This window comes from Aquimarina atlantica (assembly GCF_000626715.1).
Taxonomy (GTDB): Bacteria; Bacteroidota; Bacteroidia; order Flavobacteriales; family Flavobacteriaceae; genus Aquimarina; species Aquimarina atlantica.
The window spans coordinates 79,392-96,842 of the sequence record NZ_AQRA01000003.1; the positions used below are offsets into that span (position 1 = coordinate 79,392).

General features: G+C 34.3%; 11 protein-coding genes. 10 read left to right on the plus strand and 1 reads right to left on the minus strand.

Annotation, left to right across the window (positions count from 1 at the left end; all coding sequences use genetic code 11):
* Nucleotides 1-26: 26 nt before the first annotated feature.
* The 6 genes from ATO12_RS07165 (at nt 27) to queG (ending at nt 7,165) form a co-directional block, all read left to right on the plus strand.
* A complete protein-coding gene (locus tag ATO12_RS07165; RefSeq protein ID WP_034240740.1) occupies nt 27-1,100 on the plus strand; it encodes a cytochrome c oxidase subunit II in 1,074 nt (357 codons plus the stop codon).
* Between the two features lie 43 nt (nt 1,101-1,143).
* The gene (locus tag ATO12_RS07170) at nt 1,144-2,961 is read left to right on the plus strand and encodes a cytochrome c oxidase subunit I (RefSeq protein ID WP_034240743.1); all 1,818 of its coding nucleotides are present in this window, start codon (nt 1,144-1,146) and stop codon (nt 2,959-2,961) included.
* Between the two features lie 231 nt (nt 2,962-3,192).
* Complete coding sequence (gene ruvB, locus ATO12_RS07175) at nt 3,193-4,215, plus strand: Holliday junction branch migration DNA helicase RuvB (RefSeq protein WP_034240746.1); 1,023 nt, start codon at nt 3,193-3,195, stop codon at nt 4,213-4,215.
* A gap of 39 nt (nt 4,216-4,254) precedes the next feature.
* Nucleotides 4,255-5,586, plus strand: coding sequence for a cytochrome P450 (locus ATO12_RS07180; protein WP_034240748.1), 1,332 nt, complete (start codon nt 4,255-4,257; stop codon nt 5,584-5,586).
* Between the two features lie 118 nt (nt 5,587-5,704).
* A complete protein-coding gene (locus ATO12_RS07185; RefSeq protein WP_034241325.1) occupies nt 5,705-6,235 on the plus strand; it encodes a mechanosensitive ion channel domain-containing protein in 531 nt (176 codons plus the stop codon).
* The gene (queG, locus tag ATO12_RS07190; RefSeq protein WP_034240751.1) at nt 6,236-7,165 is read left to right on the plus strand and encodes a tRNA epoxyqueuosine(34) reductase QueG; all 930 of its coding nucleotides are present in this window, start codon (nt 6,236-6,238) and stop codon (nt 7,163-7,165) included.
* 7 nt (nt 7,166-7,172) lie between these two features.
* Here queG and ATO12_RS07195 read toward each other — a convergent pair whose 3' ends face one another.
* Nucleotides 7,173-8,192 (minus strand): LacI family DNA-binding transcriptional regulator, encoded by a 1,020-nt coding sequence (locus ATO12_RS07195; RefSeq protein WP_034240754.1) that lies wholly within the window; start codon nt 8,190-8,192, stop codon nt 7,173-7,175.
* 274 nt (nt 8,193-8,466) lie between these two features.
* Between ATO12_RS07195 and ATO12_RS07200 the strand changes: the two genes are divergently transcribed.
* The 4 genes from ATO12_RS07200 (at nt 8,467) to ATO12_RS07215 (ending at nt 16,772) form a co-directional block, all read left to right on the plus strand.
* Nucleotides 8,467-11,094 (plus strand): TonB-dependent receptor, encoded by a 2,628-nt coding sequence (locus ATO12_RS07200; RefSeq protein ID WP_240486104.1) that lies wholly within the window; start codon nt 8,467-8,469, stop codon nt 11,092-11,094.
* A 70-nt stretch (nt 11,095-11,164) separates the two neighbouring features.
* Complete coding sequence (locus tag ATO12_RS07205; protein ID WP_034240759.1) at nt 11,165-12,385, plus strand: MFS transporter; 1,221 nt, start codon at nt 11,165-11,167, stop codon at nt 12,383-12,385.
* A complete protein-coding gene (locus ATO12_RS07210; RefSeq protein WP_034240760.1) occupies nt 12,375-14,258 on the plus strand; it encodes a trehalase family glycosidase in 1,884 nt (627 codons plus the stop codon). Before ATO12_RS07205 ends, ATO12_RS07210 begins: the two co-directional genes overlap by 11 nt.
* A gap of 204 nt (nt 14,259-14,462) precedes the next feature.
* The gene (locus ATO12_RS07215; RefSeq protein WP_034240761.1) at nt 14,463-16,772 is read left to right on the plus strand and encodes an NADP-dependent malic enzyme; all 2,310 of its coding nucleotides are present in this window, start codon (nt 14,463-14,465) and stop codon (nt 16,770-16,772) included.
* Nucleotides 16,773-17,451 lie beyond the last annotated feature (679 nt).

Consider the following 17,451-nt stretch of genomic DNA (forward strand, 5'->3'; position numbering starts at 1 on the left):
ATTGTAAAAAAAGAAGATAGATAAAAATGACTGTATTCTTAACCATAGTAGTTATAGCACTTTTTGGAATCACGTTGTGGCAAATGTCAAAAATATTGAAATTGTCTCAAGCTAAAATAGATAACTCTCAAGTAGCAAACGACAAAGACAATAATTTGCAAGGTAAACTTATGCTTGCATTTGTGATATTTCTTTATGTACTTATGATATATTGCTTTACGCAATATAACTCATATTTCCTTCCAGAATCAGCTTCAGAGCATGGTGTTGATTATGATAGATTAATGTTGATCTCGATGGTATTGATTATGATTGTACAGATCCTTACACAAGGATTATTACATTTCTTTTCTTATAAATATCGAGGTAAAAAAGAAAATAAAGCATTGTTCTTTGCAGATAATGATAAATTAGAATTTATCTGGACTATTATACCAGTTATTGTATTAGCAGGATTGATTATTTATGGATTGTTTACATGGACCGATATCATGAATATCGATGAAGAAGATGGAGATCCTTTAATTGTTGAGTTGTATGCTTATCAATTCGACTGGCGTGCCCGATATTCTGGTGAGGATAATGAATTGGGTAAAGCTAATGTTCGTTTTATAGAAGGAATAAATACCTTGGGTCTTGATGTTTCTGATACTTACGGAAAGGATGATAAGATAACTAATGAATTACATTTACCTGTAAATAGAAAAGTGATTTTTAAAATGCGTTCTCAGGATGTATTACATTCTGCATATATGCCATTTTTTAGAGCGCAGATGAATGTCGTACCTGGTATGATTACGGAGTTTGCTTATACACCAACTGTTACTTCTGAAGAAATGAGAAATAGCGAATTTATGGTAGAAAAAGTCGCTACAATCAATAAGATTAGAAGAGAAAAAAGTAAAAAATTAGTAGCTGCAGGAGATGAAGCTTTAGAAGAATATACATTCGAATACTACTTATTGTGTAATAAAATATGTGGAGTATCACATTATAATATGCAAATGAAAATTATAGTAGAATCTGAAGAAGATTATAAGGCATGGTTAAAAACACAACCTACCTTTGGAGAGCAATTATCAGCTCAAGCAAGCAACTAAGAAAGAAGAAAATTAATATATTATATTAAAAAGAAATAGCGTTATGTCAGTAACTCAAGGAGATAACCACGATCACGATCACGACGATCACGGACATCATAAAGAAACATTTATTACCAAATATATTTTTAGTCAGGATCATAAGATGATCTCTAAGCAGTACTTAATTACTGGTTTGATTATGGGTATTATTGGTATTGCAATGTCTTTATTGTTTAGAATGCAATTGGCATGGCCAGACCACCAGTTTACTATCTATGAAATTTTATTAGGTAAATTTGGTGAGGATGGAGTTATGGATCCGGGGATATACTTAGCTTTGGTGACAATACACGGTACTATAATGGTATTTTTTGTATTAACTGCAGGGTTAAGTGGTACCTTTAGTAACCTTCTTATTCCATTACAGATTGGAGCTCGAGACATGGCCTCTGGATTCTTAAATATGATATCATACTGGTTATTCTTTTTAAGTAGTATAATCATGGTATTGTCTTTATTTGCAGAAGCAGGACCTGCATCAGCAGGGTGGACGATTTATCCTCCATTAAGTGCATTGCCACAGGCTATAGGAGGTTCAGGAACAGGGATGACACTATGGTTGGTTTCTATGGCTATATTTATTGCTTCATCATTACTTGGTTCTTTGAATTATGTAGTAACAGTAATTAACCTACGAACCAAAGGAATGTCAATGACTCGTTTACCTTTAACTATATGGGCATTCTTTGTAACCGCTATTATTGGTATTGTTTCGTTCCCGGTATTATTATCAGCAGCATTATTGTTAATTATGGATAGAAGTTTTGGTACTTCTTTCTATTTAAGTGATATTTATATACAAGGAGAAGTATTGCATAATCAAGGTGGTTCGCCAGTTCTTTTTGAACATTTATTTTGGTTCTTAGGACATCCAGAAGTATATATTGTATTATTACCTGCTTTGGGTATTACCTCAGAGATTATAGCTACAAATGCACGTAAACCTATATTTGGATATCGTGCGATGGTTGCTTCTATTTTGGCAATTGCATTCCTATCAACAATTGTTTGGGGTCACCATATGTTTGTATCTGGGATGAATCCTTTCTTAGGTTCTGTATTTACATTTACAACCTTATTGATTGCTATTCCTTCAGCAGTAAAAGCATTTAATTATATTACTACCCTATGGAAAGGTAACCTGCAATTTAATCCCGCAATGTTATTCTCAATAGGATTAGTATCTACATTTATTACAGGAGGTCTTACAGGAATTATTCTAGGAGATAGTACATTAGATATCAATGTTCATGATACGTATTTTGTAGTAGCACACTTTCACCTGGTGATGGGTATTTCTGCATTATATGGATTATTTGCAGGAGTATATCATTGGTTCCCTAAGATGTATGGTAAGATGATGAATAAAAACTTAGGATATGTGCATTTTTGGGTGACAGCTATTGGAGCGTATGGTGTATTTTTTCCAATGCACTTTGTAGGAATGGCTGGATTACCAAGACGTTATTATACAAATTCTAATTTCCCTTATTTTGATGATTTAACAGATACTAATGTGTTAATTACAGTCTTTGCTTTTATTGCAGCAGCAGGACAATTAGTATTCTTGTATAATTTTATTAGCTCTATTTTCTACGGAAAGAAAGCAGTTGAGAACCCATGGAAATCTAATACATTAGAATGGACTACACCTGTAGAGCATCTGCATGGTAACTGGCCAGGAGAAATTCCTCATGTATACAGATGGCCTTATGACTATAGTAAGACGAATGAAAATGGAGAATATGTAATTGCAGGACAAGATTTTGTCTCTCAGATTATTCCATTACAAGAAGGAGAAGAAGAGATGCATCATTAATAATATGCATGTTTAAAAATATAAAAAGCCTTTTCATTTTATGAAAAGGCTTTTTCTTTTCTCATCTATTTTCCTATTAATTAACTAGTATTCGAAGTTAATCAGGAGCTCTTTTTAGTATATTTGTTGATGACCTCTGGTGTTGTATTGATTAAACCCAGATTAAATAGTAGTAGTAAACTTGATACCGATATTAAACTAATCGGATTGATGATAAAGAGACTTTTATAAATGAACGAAAACCTGGATCCAACAAACGAAAATTTTTCTAACGAAGACCTGGATATAGAAAGAGCATTACGACCTCTTGCTTTTGAAGATTTTGCTGGTCAGGATCAGGTTCTTGAAAATTTAGAGATTTTTGTTCAGGCAGCAAATTTAAGAAATGAAGCCCTTGATCATACGCTTTTTCATGGCCCTCCTGGTTTAGGCAAAACTACATTGGCCCATATTCTTTCTAATGAACTAGGAGTTGGAATTAAAGTTACTTCGGGACCTGTCTTGGATAAACCAGGTGATCTGGCGGGACTATTAACAAATCTGGATGATAGAGATGTATTGTTTATCGATGAGATTCATAGATTAAGCCCTATTGTAGAAGAATATTTGTATTCTGCTATGGAAGATTATAAGATCGATATTATGATCGAAAGCGGCCCTAATGCACGTACTGTCCAAATTAATTTGAATCCATTTACCTTGGTGGGAGCAACAACACGCTCGGGATTATTAACGGCACCTATGAGAGCTCGTTTTGGGATTCAGTCAAGATTACAATATTATACGACAGAACTATTATCTACCATAGTGCAGCGTAGTGCCCATATACTTAATGTGCCTATTTCTATGGAAGCCGCTATCGAAATAGCAGGCAGGAGTAGAGGAACACCCAGAATAGCTAATGCTTTATTGCGTAGAGTACGAGATTTTGCGCAAATTAAAGGAAATGGTAAGATAGATATCGAAATTTCTAAATTTGCCTTAAAAGCACTTAATGTAGACGCTCATGGCTTAGACGAAATGGATAATAAAATTCTAACTACACTAATCGATAAGTTTAAAGGCGGCCCCGTTGGGATCACAACCCTTGCCACAGCTGTTAGTGAAAGTGCAGAAACGATCGAAGAGGTGTACGAGCCTTTCCTGATCCAGCAAGGGTTTATTATGCGTACACCACGCGGTAGAGAAGTAACAGAAGCAGCTTATAAACACTTAGGGAGAGTAAAAGGAGGAATTCAGGGAGGATTGTTTTGATGAATACTATTTCCTAATTTAATACAAGACTACAGTAAAATGAATACCAATCTCCCTACAGTCTCTTTTTTTAGAGTTCTTAATAATGCAAGTCGTATTCTTAAGAACCCACTTCCTTTTCATCATGAAAATTTTGAAAAACATGGAGACGCTTTTAAAGTTCAATTAGGATTTGGTAAAACCGTTATTTTTACTCGTGATGCTGGTTTTGCTAAGCATATGCTGCAAAAACAACATAGACGATATAGTAAATCCGAATTACAAACAAAAGATCTGGCAAAGTATGTAGGAGAAGGATTATTAACTTCTACAGGAGAAAAATGGCTAAAACAAAGACGTTTAATTCAACCTGCTTTTCATAAGAAGAAGCTGGAGTCTTTGATAAATACGATCAAAGAAGTAATAGAAGAAGAATTTATTAAAATTCCTTCTAATGCAGCGATTGATATTTTTCCTGTAATGAGTGATTTGGCTTTTAAGGTAGTAGCCAAGTCATTATTTGGCTATACAGATACCCGGGGAGATACTATTTCACGGTTGCAATATATAACCGAAGCTGCTCAGAAATCATTGGTACAGGAAATAAGACAACCTTATAAACGATGGTGGTTTTACTTTAGCGGTAAAATCAAAAATACACTTAAGTTAACCCAGGAAGCAAGAGATATTCTTAATACGATTATAGAAGAAAGAAGAAACTCGAATAAAGAGTATAATGATCTGTTAGATATGCTGCTAACATCAAAATATGATGATGGCAGTGTGATGGATAATGAGCAACTAATAGATGAAATCCTAATTCTTTTTGTAGCAGGCCACGAAACGACTTCTAACGCATTAACTTTTACAACAGTATTGTTGGCTCTTCATCCCGAGATTCAGGAGCAAGTGTATCAAGAAGTTTCTGAACTCCCGAATGATTTACCGCCAATGGAACAGATTGCAAAATTTCAATTTACAAAACAATGTATTGAAGAAGCGATGCGCTTATATCCACCCGCTTATTTTTCTGATCGCGTGGCTATTGAAGATGATACTTATCAAGATTTAAAACTAAAAAAAGGAACAACTATTCTGGTTTCATTTTTTGAAATCCACAGACATAAAAGTTTCTGGAAAGATCCTTCGATATTTAATCCTGATCGATTTCATCCTGATATAGATAAAAAAGAATATTCTGATTGGTATTTCCCTTTTGGATCAGGACCCAGAATGTGTATAGGTAATAATTTTGCGATGTATGAAATGATTCTGGCCATAAGTGATCTAGTAGGAAAGTATAAAATAAATACCGACCTTCATAAAGTCGATATAAAACCCTTAATCACTTTAAAACCTCAAAATAGTATTGTGAAATTTACCATACGATAAATTTTGCAAGACGAAGAACCCTCTATACAAATCAAAGTGGTTCTAACACTTTTCCTCTACATTTTATATTTGTGTATTTTTGTATATATAAAAATGCTATACGCTAATAAACCAAATGATGATCGCTTATAGAGATGAAATTTTACTGACTATTATAGTATTGATACTATTATTTTTTGTGTTGCTGGTAACGAAAAGAGTAATCAAAAAGTTTGCGAAATTAAAATCTATAAATGCCGACAGAAGAAAACTAATACGTAACCTGTCTTACCTGCTTCATTATCTTATCGCTGGGACAGCTCTGGTAATTATTTGGGGAGTAGAGTTCAAGCAATTTAGTGTTTTTATGTCTTCGGTACTTGCAGTAATAGGGATTGCCTTTTTTGCGCAATGGTCGATCTTATCTAACCTTACTGCGAGTATTATTTTATTTTTTAGTCATCCCGTAAGGATAGGAGATAGAATACGGGTTTTGGATAAAGATTTTGACTGGACTGGAGAAGTACAGGATATTACAGGTTTTTATCTTTTTATGGTTACCGATAAAGGCGAAAACTTAACTTTACCTACATCTCTGGTGATACAGAAAGGAATCCAGATCATGAATAAACACATAGAAGAAGAAAATGATCATAAAGAAGAAGTGTAATTGAATCCTAAAGCCAAATACACTCAACGCATTAAATCCGAGGCAAAACGCCTGGGGTTTCTTTCTTGTGGTATTTCTAAAGCAGAATTTCTAGAACAAGAGGCTCCACGTTTAGAAAAGTGGCTCAACCAGAATATGCACGGTGAGATGCGGTATATGGAAAATCATTTTGATAAACGACTGGATCCGACAAAATTGGTTGATGATTCAAAAAGTGTAATATCCTTATTGCTCAATTATTTCCCTTCAGAACAACAAAAAGATCCTGAGGCACCCAAATTGTCTAAATATGCTTACGGTACCGATTATCATTTTGTGATTAAAGATAAGCTGAAGCAGCTATTACAGTTCATTCAAGAAGAAATTGGTGAAGTTCACGGGCGAGCCTTTGTAGATTCTGCACCTGTATTGGATAAAGCGTGGGCCGCAAAAAGTGGATTGGGTTGGATTGGTAAAAACAGCAACCTGTTAACACAACAGGTAGGTTCTTTTTATTTTATTGCAGAGCTTATCATAGATCTTGATTTAGAATACGACACTCCCGTAACAGACCATTGTGGTACATGTACAGCATGTATTGATGCCTGTCCTACGCAAGCAATTGTAGAACCTTATGTGGTAGATGGAAGTAAATGCATATCGTATTTTACGATAGAACTTAAAGAAGAGATTCCTAACAGTTATAAAAATCAATTTGATAATTGGATGTTTGGTTGTGATGTGTGCCAGGATGTATGCCCATGGAATCGCTTTTCTAAACCTCACAATGAACCACTTTTTAATCCAAAACCAGAATTACTAGAGATGTCAAAAAAAGACTGGGAAGAGATTACACAAGAAGTGTTTTCAAAGGTGTTTCAGAAATCTGCTGTAAAAAGAACTAAATTCTCAGGGTTGCAAAGAAATATTGATTTCTTATATGGTAGTTAAAGTACGCTTAGCATGATTCTCTAAGAATAAGTTTAGTAGGTAGAATTACTTCTTTGTGAATACAAGGTGTATTCTCTTTATTTAATTCTATTTCATTTAGTAAAATCTCGGTGGCAACAACTCCCATTTGATGTGCAGGCTGATGCACAGTGGTTAATGCAGGAGAGACAACAGAGGACATAAACCAGTTACTAAACCCAAAAACAGCTACATCATCTGGGATTTTGATGTTATTTTCATTAAAATATTTTATAGCACCAATTGCCACAAGATCTGTTATTGCGAAAATAGAATCAACCTCGGGATTTTCCCGAATTAATTTTTTGGCATTAGTATATCCGTCTTCAAAATCTGTATTGTTATTACACAAATATACCAACGAAGGATCATATGTGATCCCATGATCTTCTAAGGCTTCTCTGTATCCTTCAAAACGATCGTTAGAAATTTTTGGATTAAGATCACCTCTGAAATGTGAAATCTTTTTATATCCTTTGGAAATAAGATAAGAAACAGCCTCGTATGCAGCTTTTTTATCATCGATACGCACTTTAGAGCACGATATAGAAGGTTCTATCTTGTCAAAAAGAACCAAAGGGATATTTCTGCTCAATACTTTTTTTAGATGAACAAATTCGTTAGTCTTATTAGATAAAGACATTAATATACCATCTACCCGTTTATCAAGTAATAAATTTACTTGCAGTTTTTCAAGAAATAATTTTTCACTTGATTGTAGAATAATAACCAGATACCCTTTTTTTTCTGCTTCTTCTATGATGCCGTCTATTACTTTAGAAAAAAAATGATGAACCGTAGTCGGGATAATAACACCAATCGTTTTTGTTTGCTTGGTTCTTAAATTTACAGCTAATTGATTAGGTGAATAATTCAGTTTTCTGGCGATCTGAAGAACCTTTTCTTTTGTATCTTTATTTACATCTGGATAATCCTTTAAAGCCTTAGATACAGTTGCTACAGATATTCCTAATTCATTAGCAATATCTTTTAGAGTAGTAACTTTCATAGACTAAGTGTTATAATTTATTAAATATACAATTTAAGCTAAAATACAATTAGATTAATAAAATATAAAAAATTAAAAGCCTCTCTTATTAGTGAAAAGGGACAAAAAGAATAAGAAAAGTATTTTTATACAGGCTTTTTACCCTAAATGAATAGTTCTTTCGAAATCGTTTTCGATCCCATCGAAAACGATTTCGAACCCTGTGAATCTTAAAGAAAAAATAAATTATCATTAAGGTTTTATGAAATTGCAGAGAACTAAATACTTAAAAATTATGAGAACAAGACTATGTATTATTCTCTTCTTAGTTTTCGGAATAGGGGATTCCATTGCTCAGGGAGGAAAAAATGTGTCAGGAACGATTAAAGACAATAAAGGCGTTCCGGTAATTGGAGTTAATATACTACTCGAAGGAACCAACAGAGGAGCAACATCAGATTTTGATGGAGAATATATAATTAGTAATCTAGAAACCAATGCTACTTATGTTCTAATAATTTCTTCTGTTGGATTTAAGACTGTAAGAGAGGAGATTGTTATGACAGATAACATTGTAAAAGATATTGTCTTAGAAGAAGACCTGCTTTCATTAGATGAGATCGTAGTTACCGGATCATCTAATCCACGAACAAAGTTAGAATCCAGTGTAGCAATAACCACAATGGGAGTTAAAGAACTAGAGCAAAAAGCTCCGCAGAGTACTGCCGATCTACTACAATCAGTCCCAGGATTTGTAGTTGAAACTTCTGGAGGAGAAGTAGGAAATAACCTTTTTGCCAGAGGAATTCCATCTGCCGGAGCATATGAATTTGTTCAGATTCAAGAAGATGGACTTCCTGTTTTTGAAGATGGAGCCTTACAATTTGCAAATGCTGATAACTGGTATAGATTAGATGAAACCGTTAAAAGAATGGAAGCTATACGAGGAGGATCTGCTTCTGTTTTTGCTACAAACGCACCAGGAGGAATTATTAATTTCATCTCTAAAACCGGTCAAAATGAGTTGATAGGAAGGGCTAAAATGACTGTAGGAGATTATGGGCTTTTTAGAACAGATCTCAACATTGGAGGAGCAATTGTCGAGGATAAATTACTTTTTAATATAGGAGGGTTTTATAGAGTGGATCAGGGAATTCGAGATCCAGGATTTGAAGCTAACAAAGGAGGGCAGATGAAATTTAATCTTACCTATAAATTTGATGGAGGCTATGCCAGAATCAACTATAAAAAACTAGATGACAGAAACCTCTTCCTACTTCCTATTCCATTACGAGGAGATAGTGATGGAAACCCAGAAGAATTCGAAGGATTCGATGCGAATTACGGAACATTAGCCTCTAGAAATTTTAGCAGACTTCGAGTGCCCCAAATAGGAGGAGGTTTTTTTGAAAGAGATTTAGAAGATGGTGTAAATCCCAATGTAGATGCCATCGGAGGAGAGTTTAAATATCGTATCTCTGATGTGGTATCAGTAAAGAACACTTTCAGGAACACAAGTATTGATTTAAATTATAATGCGATCTTTAGTACAGGAGGGCCAAATACACAAGCCGATTTTGCTACAGGAACAACGCAGTTTCCGCTAACCGATGCAGCAAATGCCGAGTACACCTATGTAGATACTGGTGCAGCTTTGGATCCAAATACATTGGTAATGCGTGCAGATCATTGGGCAATTGATAAAGACATGTCTAACTTTGCAAATAATCTGGCATTTTCATTTAATTTTGAAAAAATAAATGTCACTCTGGGGTATTATTATTCTAATTGGAAATCAAACCAATATTGGAACTGGAGTAATTACCTGGTGGATGTGTCTGATAATCCCAGATTGGTAAATCTGGTAGATACTAGTACGGGAGTTTCTAGAACTTATAACGGAATAGAAAGAATTACCTGGCTAGAAAGAGATGCACAAACCAAAGGAAGATTAAATGCTCTTTATCTAGATGCAGAAGTTAATTTTACAGATAATTTAACTGCTAATTTTGGCCTTCGTTATGACGATGATAAATATTCTGGATATCGCGATAATGCACGATTTTTTTCAACAGATTTAGGTTTATTGCCCGATAATACTGCCGATGATGCACTTACCGTTGTAGATGGTAATCCATATACATATTGGAATTATGATGTAGACGAGTTATCGTATACTACTGCATTAAATTATAAGTTTAGTGATAATATGGCGATCTATGCAAGACATAGCCACGGATTTAGATCACCCATAGAAGAGTCTTACTACGATAATGCTTCTGACCTAAGTAATATTAAGGTTACCGAAGTAGATCAATCAGAATTAGGATTTAAATATTCTTCTTCCAACATAGGTGTTTATGCAAACTTTTTCTATATGAATATGGATAATATTGCCTTTACAGATATTTTGGCAGATGGGACTTCAGAAAATAAATTTGCCGATGTAAACAATATAGGAGTTGAGTTAGAAGCTAATGCTAAATATAAAGCTTTTGCAGTAGAGGCCAATATAACAGTTCAAAAACCAGAGTATGATAATTTCTCGGGAACCAATGCAGATGGTACAACTTTTAACTATGAAGGAAATAATGCAAGGAGAATCCCAAATGTGTACTTCACACTAAGACCACAAGTAGAAATTATTAAAGATCTTGGACTATATACACAATGGTCACATTTTGGTAAAAAATATCAAGATGAAGCTAATATCACAGAACTCCCTGCTTTTAATGTTTTTAATGCTGGAGCATATTACAAAGTAAAAAACTTACGATTTGGATTTGATGCATCTAATTTATTTAATGAAATAGGGTTAACAGAAGGTAACCCAAGAGGAACAACTAATGCTAATGATGATGTCTTTCTGGCGAGACCAATTTTGGGTCGGGCCTATAGACTATCTGTAGCAATAGATTTTTAATTGTTTGGAGCCATAAACTGCTCGTATTACTCGGGCAGTTTAAAATTAATAACCAGTCACGACCATTTTAATGAAGAATGTATCTATAAAAATATCCTTGTTTATCAACTATTTTATTTTTGCTATCCTCCTTAATAGTGTAGGAATAGTAATTTTAAAATCTTTAGAGAATTACCATGTTGATGAGATCGAGGCAAGTACTTTAGAATGGTTTAAAGATTTGCCAATAGCATTGGTCTCATTTTTAGTTGCTTCTTTTTTACCAAGAATAGGATATAAGAAGGCAATATTATCAGGATTACTGATTTCTTTTATTGGATGTCTAGGAATGTACTATGGTAATTCTTTCTGGTCGGCAAAACTTCTTTTTGCTGCAATAGGAGTATCTTTTGCTTTGGTAAAAGTTTCGGTATATACCCTAATTGGGATCATTACAGAAACCAAACGAGATCACAATAGTTTAATGAGCATTATAGAAGGGGTTTTTATGATAGGAATTGCTTCGGCTTATTTTCTGTTTCCTGCATTTAATTATGATAATGATCCAGATGCATGGTTGCGTGTGTATTTGCTTTTGGCGGTATTCATTATTGTATCTTTTCTATTATTGTTCTTCACCAGATTTGAAGAAGGAAACGAAATTCCGGGCGTAAATCTATTAGATGATGTTAAGCAGATGATGCTTTTGTGCACCAAAATGTTAGTGATTGTATTTGTTGGTAGTGCTTTTTTATTTGTAATGGTAGAACAAGGAGTGATGACCTGGCTACCTACATTTTATAAAAGAGTGTTGCAGCTTCCTCCTAATGTAAGTATTATGATGTCTAGTGTTTTTGCGATGTCATTAGCTATAGGAAGGATTGGAGCAGGGATTTTATCAAAACGAATACCTTGGGTTTATATTCTTATAGTATGTATAAGTATAGCTGTACTTATGGTAGCTTTTATATTACCAAAAACTCTTAATGTAGAGGTGCAAGAGATTCAAAACATTACAGATATACCATGGATAGGATATGCGTTTCCGCTTATCGGATTATGTCTTGCTCCAATATATCCTTTAATAAATTCTGCTGTACTAAGTGCTTTACCCAAAAAATTACATAGCCCTATGACCGGGCTTATAGTAGTTTTCTCTGCCTTGGGAGGAACTACGGGATCTACAATAGTAGGCTGGTTATTTAAAAATGTTGGCGCCCAACAAGCATTTTATTATACGATAATACCAATGATCTTATTGCTATTGACATTACTGGTATTACACAAATTAACAAGAAATAATGTTGATTAAAATATATAGAAAAGATGTCTTGCATAGTTTGCTTCAACAAGAAGATACTGATCAAGACAAGAGGATTACTATTGATGATCATGGTCCAAAAGAATTTGAAATTCACACCATTAATAATGAAGTTTATACCATTAAAGGGACCTATCACTTGTCTAACCTGCTTCAGGAATTAAAATTGGCAAAAGAAGACAAAAAAGGGGTCATAGAAATTTCCTTAACAGAGATTAAACAACTGCCAGGTGTAAGAATCTCTAAAATGATAAAAGAGCACTATTGGGATCGATTAACTAGAAAATTAGATCGAAATGGTATTGAAAAAATCCTGTCCGATGATAAACGGGATATAAAAGAAAGACGATTATATGTCCCTTTTCATGATAAAGAAGCCTATTCTTTTTATCAAGAAGTAACAAAAGGAATAGATCATATTATATTAGAGACACTACCTCAAAAAATAACACCAGAATTTGTGCGATCCATTAATGATAAGCCTGGGATTTTAGGATTAGCATTAACCACCGATGATCATGAGAAAAAAGCTGTCCCGTTTTTAGTGCCAGGAGGAAGATTTAATGAGATGTATGGATGGGATAGTTATTTTATAAATATAGGACTTTTACTAGATGGCAAAAAAGAACTTGCCAAAGGGATGATTGATAATTTTACATATCAAATCAAGAATTATGGTAAAATTCTAAATGCTAATAGAAGTTATTATTTGACAAGAACCCAACCTCCGTTCTATACATCTATGGTTGTAGAGTATTATGAAAAATATAAAGATCAAACACCTATTTCGTGGCTAAAAGAATGTACAAAAACAGCTATTTATGAATATGAAACTGTTTGGATGCAATCTGGAAAAAGATTAGCATCGAATGGATTAAATAGGTTTTATGCAGAAGGAATAGGTATAACAGCAGAAGTTGAAGAAGGACATTATGATTATATATTACAAAAATATAAGAACGACGACTCACAATCTGTCGAAGAATTTAGAAAACTATACCTGCACAGAGAGGTTGATAGAGTAGAGCTAGATCAATATTTTTTGCATGATCGAAGCGTAAGAGAAAGTGGGCATGATACAACCTATAGATTAGAAGGTATATGTGCTGATCTTACTACTGTAGATCTTAACACACTATTGTATAAGTATGAAAAAGATTTGGCATATATCATAAAAGGTTTTTTTAATGATGAATTTATATATAAAGAGAGGAAATTAGATTCTGCGTATTGGAATGGTATTGCATCTCAACGAGTAGCGCTGATAAATCAATATTTGTGGGATGAAAAAACAGGGAGTTATTTTGATTATAATCTATTAGAGAAAAAGAAAATTCATTTTGAGTCGGCAACCGGATTTTATCCATTATGGGCAAAATTATGTACCGCAGATCAGGCAAAAAGTGTTGTTGAATATTTGATACCTCGGTTAAAGTGTAAATTTGGGATTGCCGGAAGCTCTAAATTTTCTCTTCGAGATGTTCCAAAAGATGCTCCAAAACGACAATGGGACTATCCTTTTGGATGGGCTCCGCATCAAATGATTGTTTGGAAAGGATTGCTTAATTATGGGTATCAGGATTTGGCAGAAGAACTTGTCTATAGATGGCTGTGGATGATTACCAGGAATGCAGCAGATTATAATGGTGTAATTCCAGAAAAATTCGATGTAGTTTATGGGACATTTAAAGTAGATGTAGAATATGGTAATGTAGGATCCGATTTTAAATACGTTCCCGATGGTGGCTTTGGATGGATGAACGCTTCTTATCAATTAGGGTTAAGTCTTCTACCTGTAGCATATACGTATAAGTTGAATCAACTTGTAGATCCTGATAAAATATTCAATAAAACCAATAATTAATTGCTAAATCTTTAATAAGATTGTTAAATGTGGGGTATTTTTTTTCAATCTTTATTTTTCGCAAAGATTCCTTAGTATTAATTTTTGCATCTCATACAGACTTGTACCTTTGTATATGTATTAGTATCAAAATATCATGACCATTAAAGCCGGTGTTATGGTATTTTGATCTTTATTTTTATTAGCACATTTATCTTATTTAGTATGAGTATCGAAAGTAAAAGAAGAGAGGCATTAGTATATCATGCCAAACCTACCCCAGGTAAAATTAAAGTCGTTCCTACTAAAAAGTATGCAACTCAGCGAGATTTGTCTTTAGCGTATTCTCCTGGTGTTGCCGAGCCTTGTTTGGAAATCGAAAAGGAAAAGGCAGACGTTTATAAATATACTGCAAAAGGAAATCTGGTTGCTGTAATATCGAATGGTACAGCGGTATTAGGATTAGGAGATATTGGTCCCGAAGCGTCAAAACCTGTAATGGAAGGAAAAGGGTTATTGTTTAAGATATTTGCCGATATCGATGTGTTTGATATCGAAGTAGGTACTAAAGATGTAGATGCTTTTATCGAAACGGTTAAAAATATTGCTCCAACATTTGGAGGAATAAACCTTGAAGATATTAAAGCTCCTGAAGCCTTTGAGATCGAAAGACGACTAAAAGAAGAACTGGATATCCCGGTGATGCATGACGATCAGCATGGTACAGCCATAATTTCTGCTGCCGCATTATTAAATGCATTAGAAATTGCAAATAAAAAGATTGAAGAGGTAAGGATTGTAGTTAGTGGCGCCGGTGCAGCAGCAGTATCTTGTACAAGATTGTATAAAGCTTTTGGTGCCAAAGCCGAAAATATTGTGATGACCGATAGTAAAGGTGTGATTCGCAAAGATCGAGAGAGCCTTACTGTGGAAAAAGCAGAATTTGCTACGGATCTTGATCTTAATAACTTAGAAGATGCAATGCAAGATGCAGATGTATTTATCGGTTTGTCGATGGCTAACCTGGTAAGTCCTGATATGCTTATATCGATGGCAGATAATCCAATTGTTTTCGCAATGGCAAATCCTGATCCCGAAATAAAATATGACCTGGCAATTAAAGCTCGTAAAGATGTAATCATGGCTACGGGGAGAAGTGATCATCCCAACCAGGTTAATAATGTACTAGGATTCCCTTTTATTTTTAGAGGTGCCCTGGATGTAAGAGCTACGGCTATTAATGAAGAAATGAAAATGGCCGCTGTAAAAGCATTAGCCGAACTAGCAAAAGAGCCTGTTCCAGAGCAAGTAAATATAGCTTACGGAGAAACACGTCTAAACTTTGGTAAAGAGTATATCATACCAAAACCTTTCGACCCAAGACTTATTGCCAAAGTGCCTCCTGCAGTAGCTAAAGCAGCTATTGAGAGTGGTGTGGCAACAGCACCTATTACCGATTGGGAAAAGTATGAAAGTGAATTGCTTGAACGAATGGGTAATGATAATAAAATAGTTCGATTATTATTAGATAGAGCAAAAACGAATCCTAAACGTGTTGTTTTTGCAGAAGCAGACCATCTGGATGTGCTAAAAGCGGCTCAGACGGTTAAAGAAGAACGTATTGCTTTTCCGGTTTTATTAGGGCGTAAAGATATCATACTCGAATTAATGAAAGAGATTGATTTTGATCCGACAGGTATTGATATCATCGATCCCAAAGCAGACGAAGAATGTGAGCGTAAAAACAGATATGCCAAGCAATATTGGGAGACCAATAAACGAAAAGGAATTACGCTCTATGATGCAGAAAAATTAATGCGTGAACGTAACTATTTTGCTGCCATGATGGTTAATGAAGGAGATGCAGATGCATTGCTTTCTGGGTATTCTAGAAGTTATCCTACTGTGGTTAAACCTATGATGGATTTAATAGGACTTGCCAAAGGAGCAACTCGTATCGCTACTATGAATGTAATGATGACTGATAAAGGTCCATTGTTTATAAGTGATACCTCTATAAATATCGAGCCTTCTTCAAAAGAATTGGCAAAAATAGCGCAGATGACGGCAAGAACAGTAGAGATGTTTGGGGTAAAACCCGTGATTGCTATGGTTTCATACTCTAATTTTGGATCATCAAAACACCCTACTGCTTCAAAAGTACAGGATGCAGTAGCCTATTTACACAGGTATTACCCTAATCTGGTAGTAGATGGTGGACTGCAAATGAATTTTGCATTAAACAGAAAAATGAGAAAGGACAAATTTCCATTTTCTAAGCTTAATGGGCAAAAGGTAAATACATTGGTATTTCCTAATTTAGATTCGGCCAATAGTAATTATAAATTATTAAGTGAAATTAATAATGCAGAATCAATAGGACCTATTATGATGGGGATGAATAAACCAGCTCATATCCTGCAATTAGGAGCAAGTGTAGAAGAAATGATTAATATGGCGGCAGTTGCTGTTATTGATGCTCAGCAGAAAGAAAAAAGAGATTTGCAACTATCATTGATCTCTGATATAGCATAAGCAAAATAATACATTGTTTTTAAAGTGATTTAAACTTTTTTGATTTTGATGAGAAAGAGCATTTCTGTAACAAATTGAAAAAGTTTAAATCATTTCTTTATATCGGATAATGAGTTTTTAAGAATAACCTCTATTTCTGTCTTTGGGATCTCCAAAGAGAGCTAAATAGAGAAGCAGCCCCGGCATGAGGTGGTTCGAAGGGAGATCGAAGTATTTCGAGCAATGATTTTAATAATTGTTTACCCTAATTACAAAGATTCTAAAGCCTTTTGGAAAGCTTCGTTACCCATTTTGTAAGCCCTTTACCCCTGCCCAAGGGAGGCTTGATCCCTTACAATATCCCTTCGAAGTATTAAAACAACGTATCGAAATACTTCGGTAACTCTTAAAAGGAGTTTACCAAGGGGCTATAGCAGTTTCAGAAAGGGAGAAAAGAGTACTAGAAAAGCCTATGTCTCTGCCATACAATAATAACACTTCTTAATGTAGCTATTTTTTTATCCCTTGTATGTAGTAGAATTTTATTACATTTGGTTGCTTAACACTCAACTCTTCTTGAATTTTAATATTCAAGCAAAAATAATTATGATTTTATGCTCTGATGAAGAACTTTTTTAGTGGTATTAACGATATCACTAAAAAAAGATAAGAGTAAAAACTAACCCCTGATGAAGGTCAG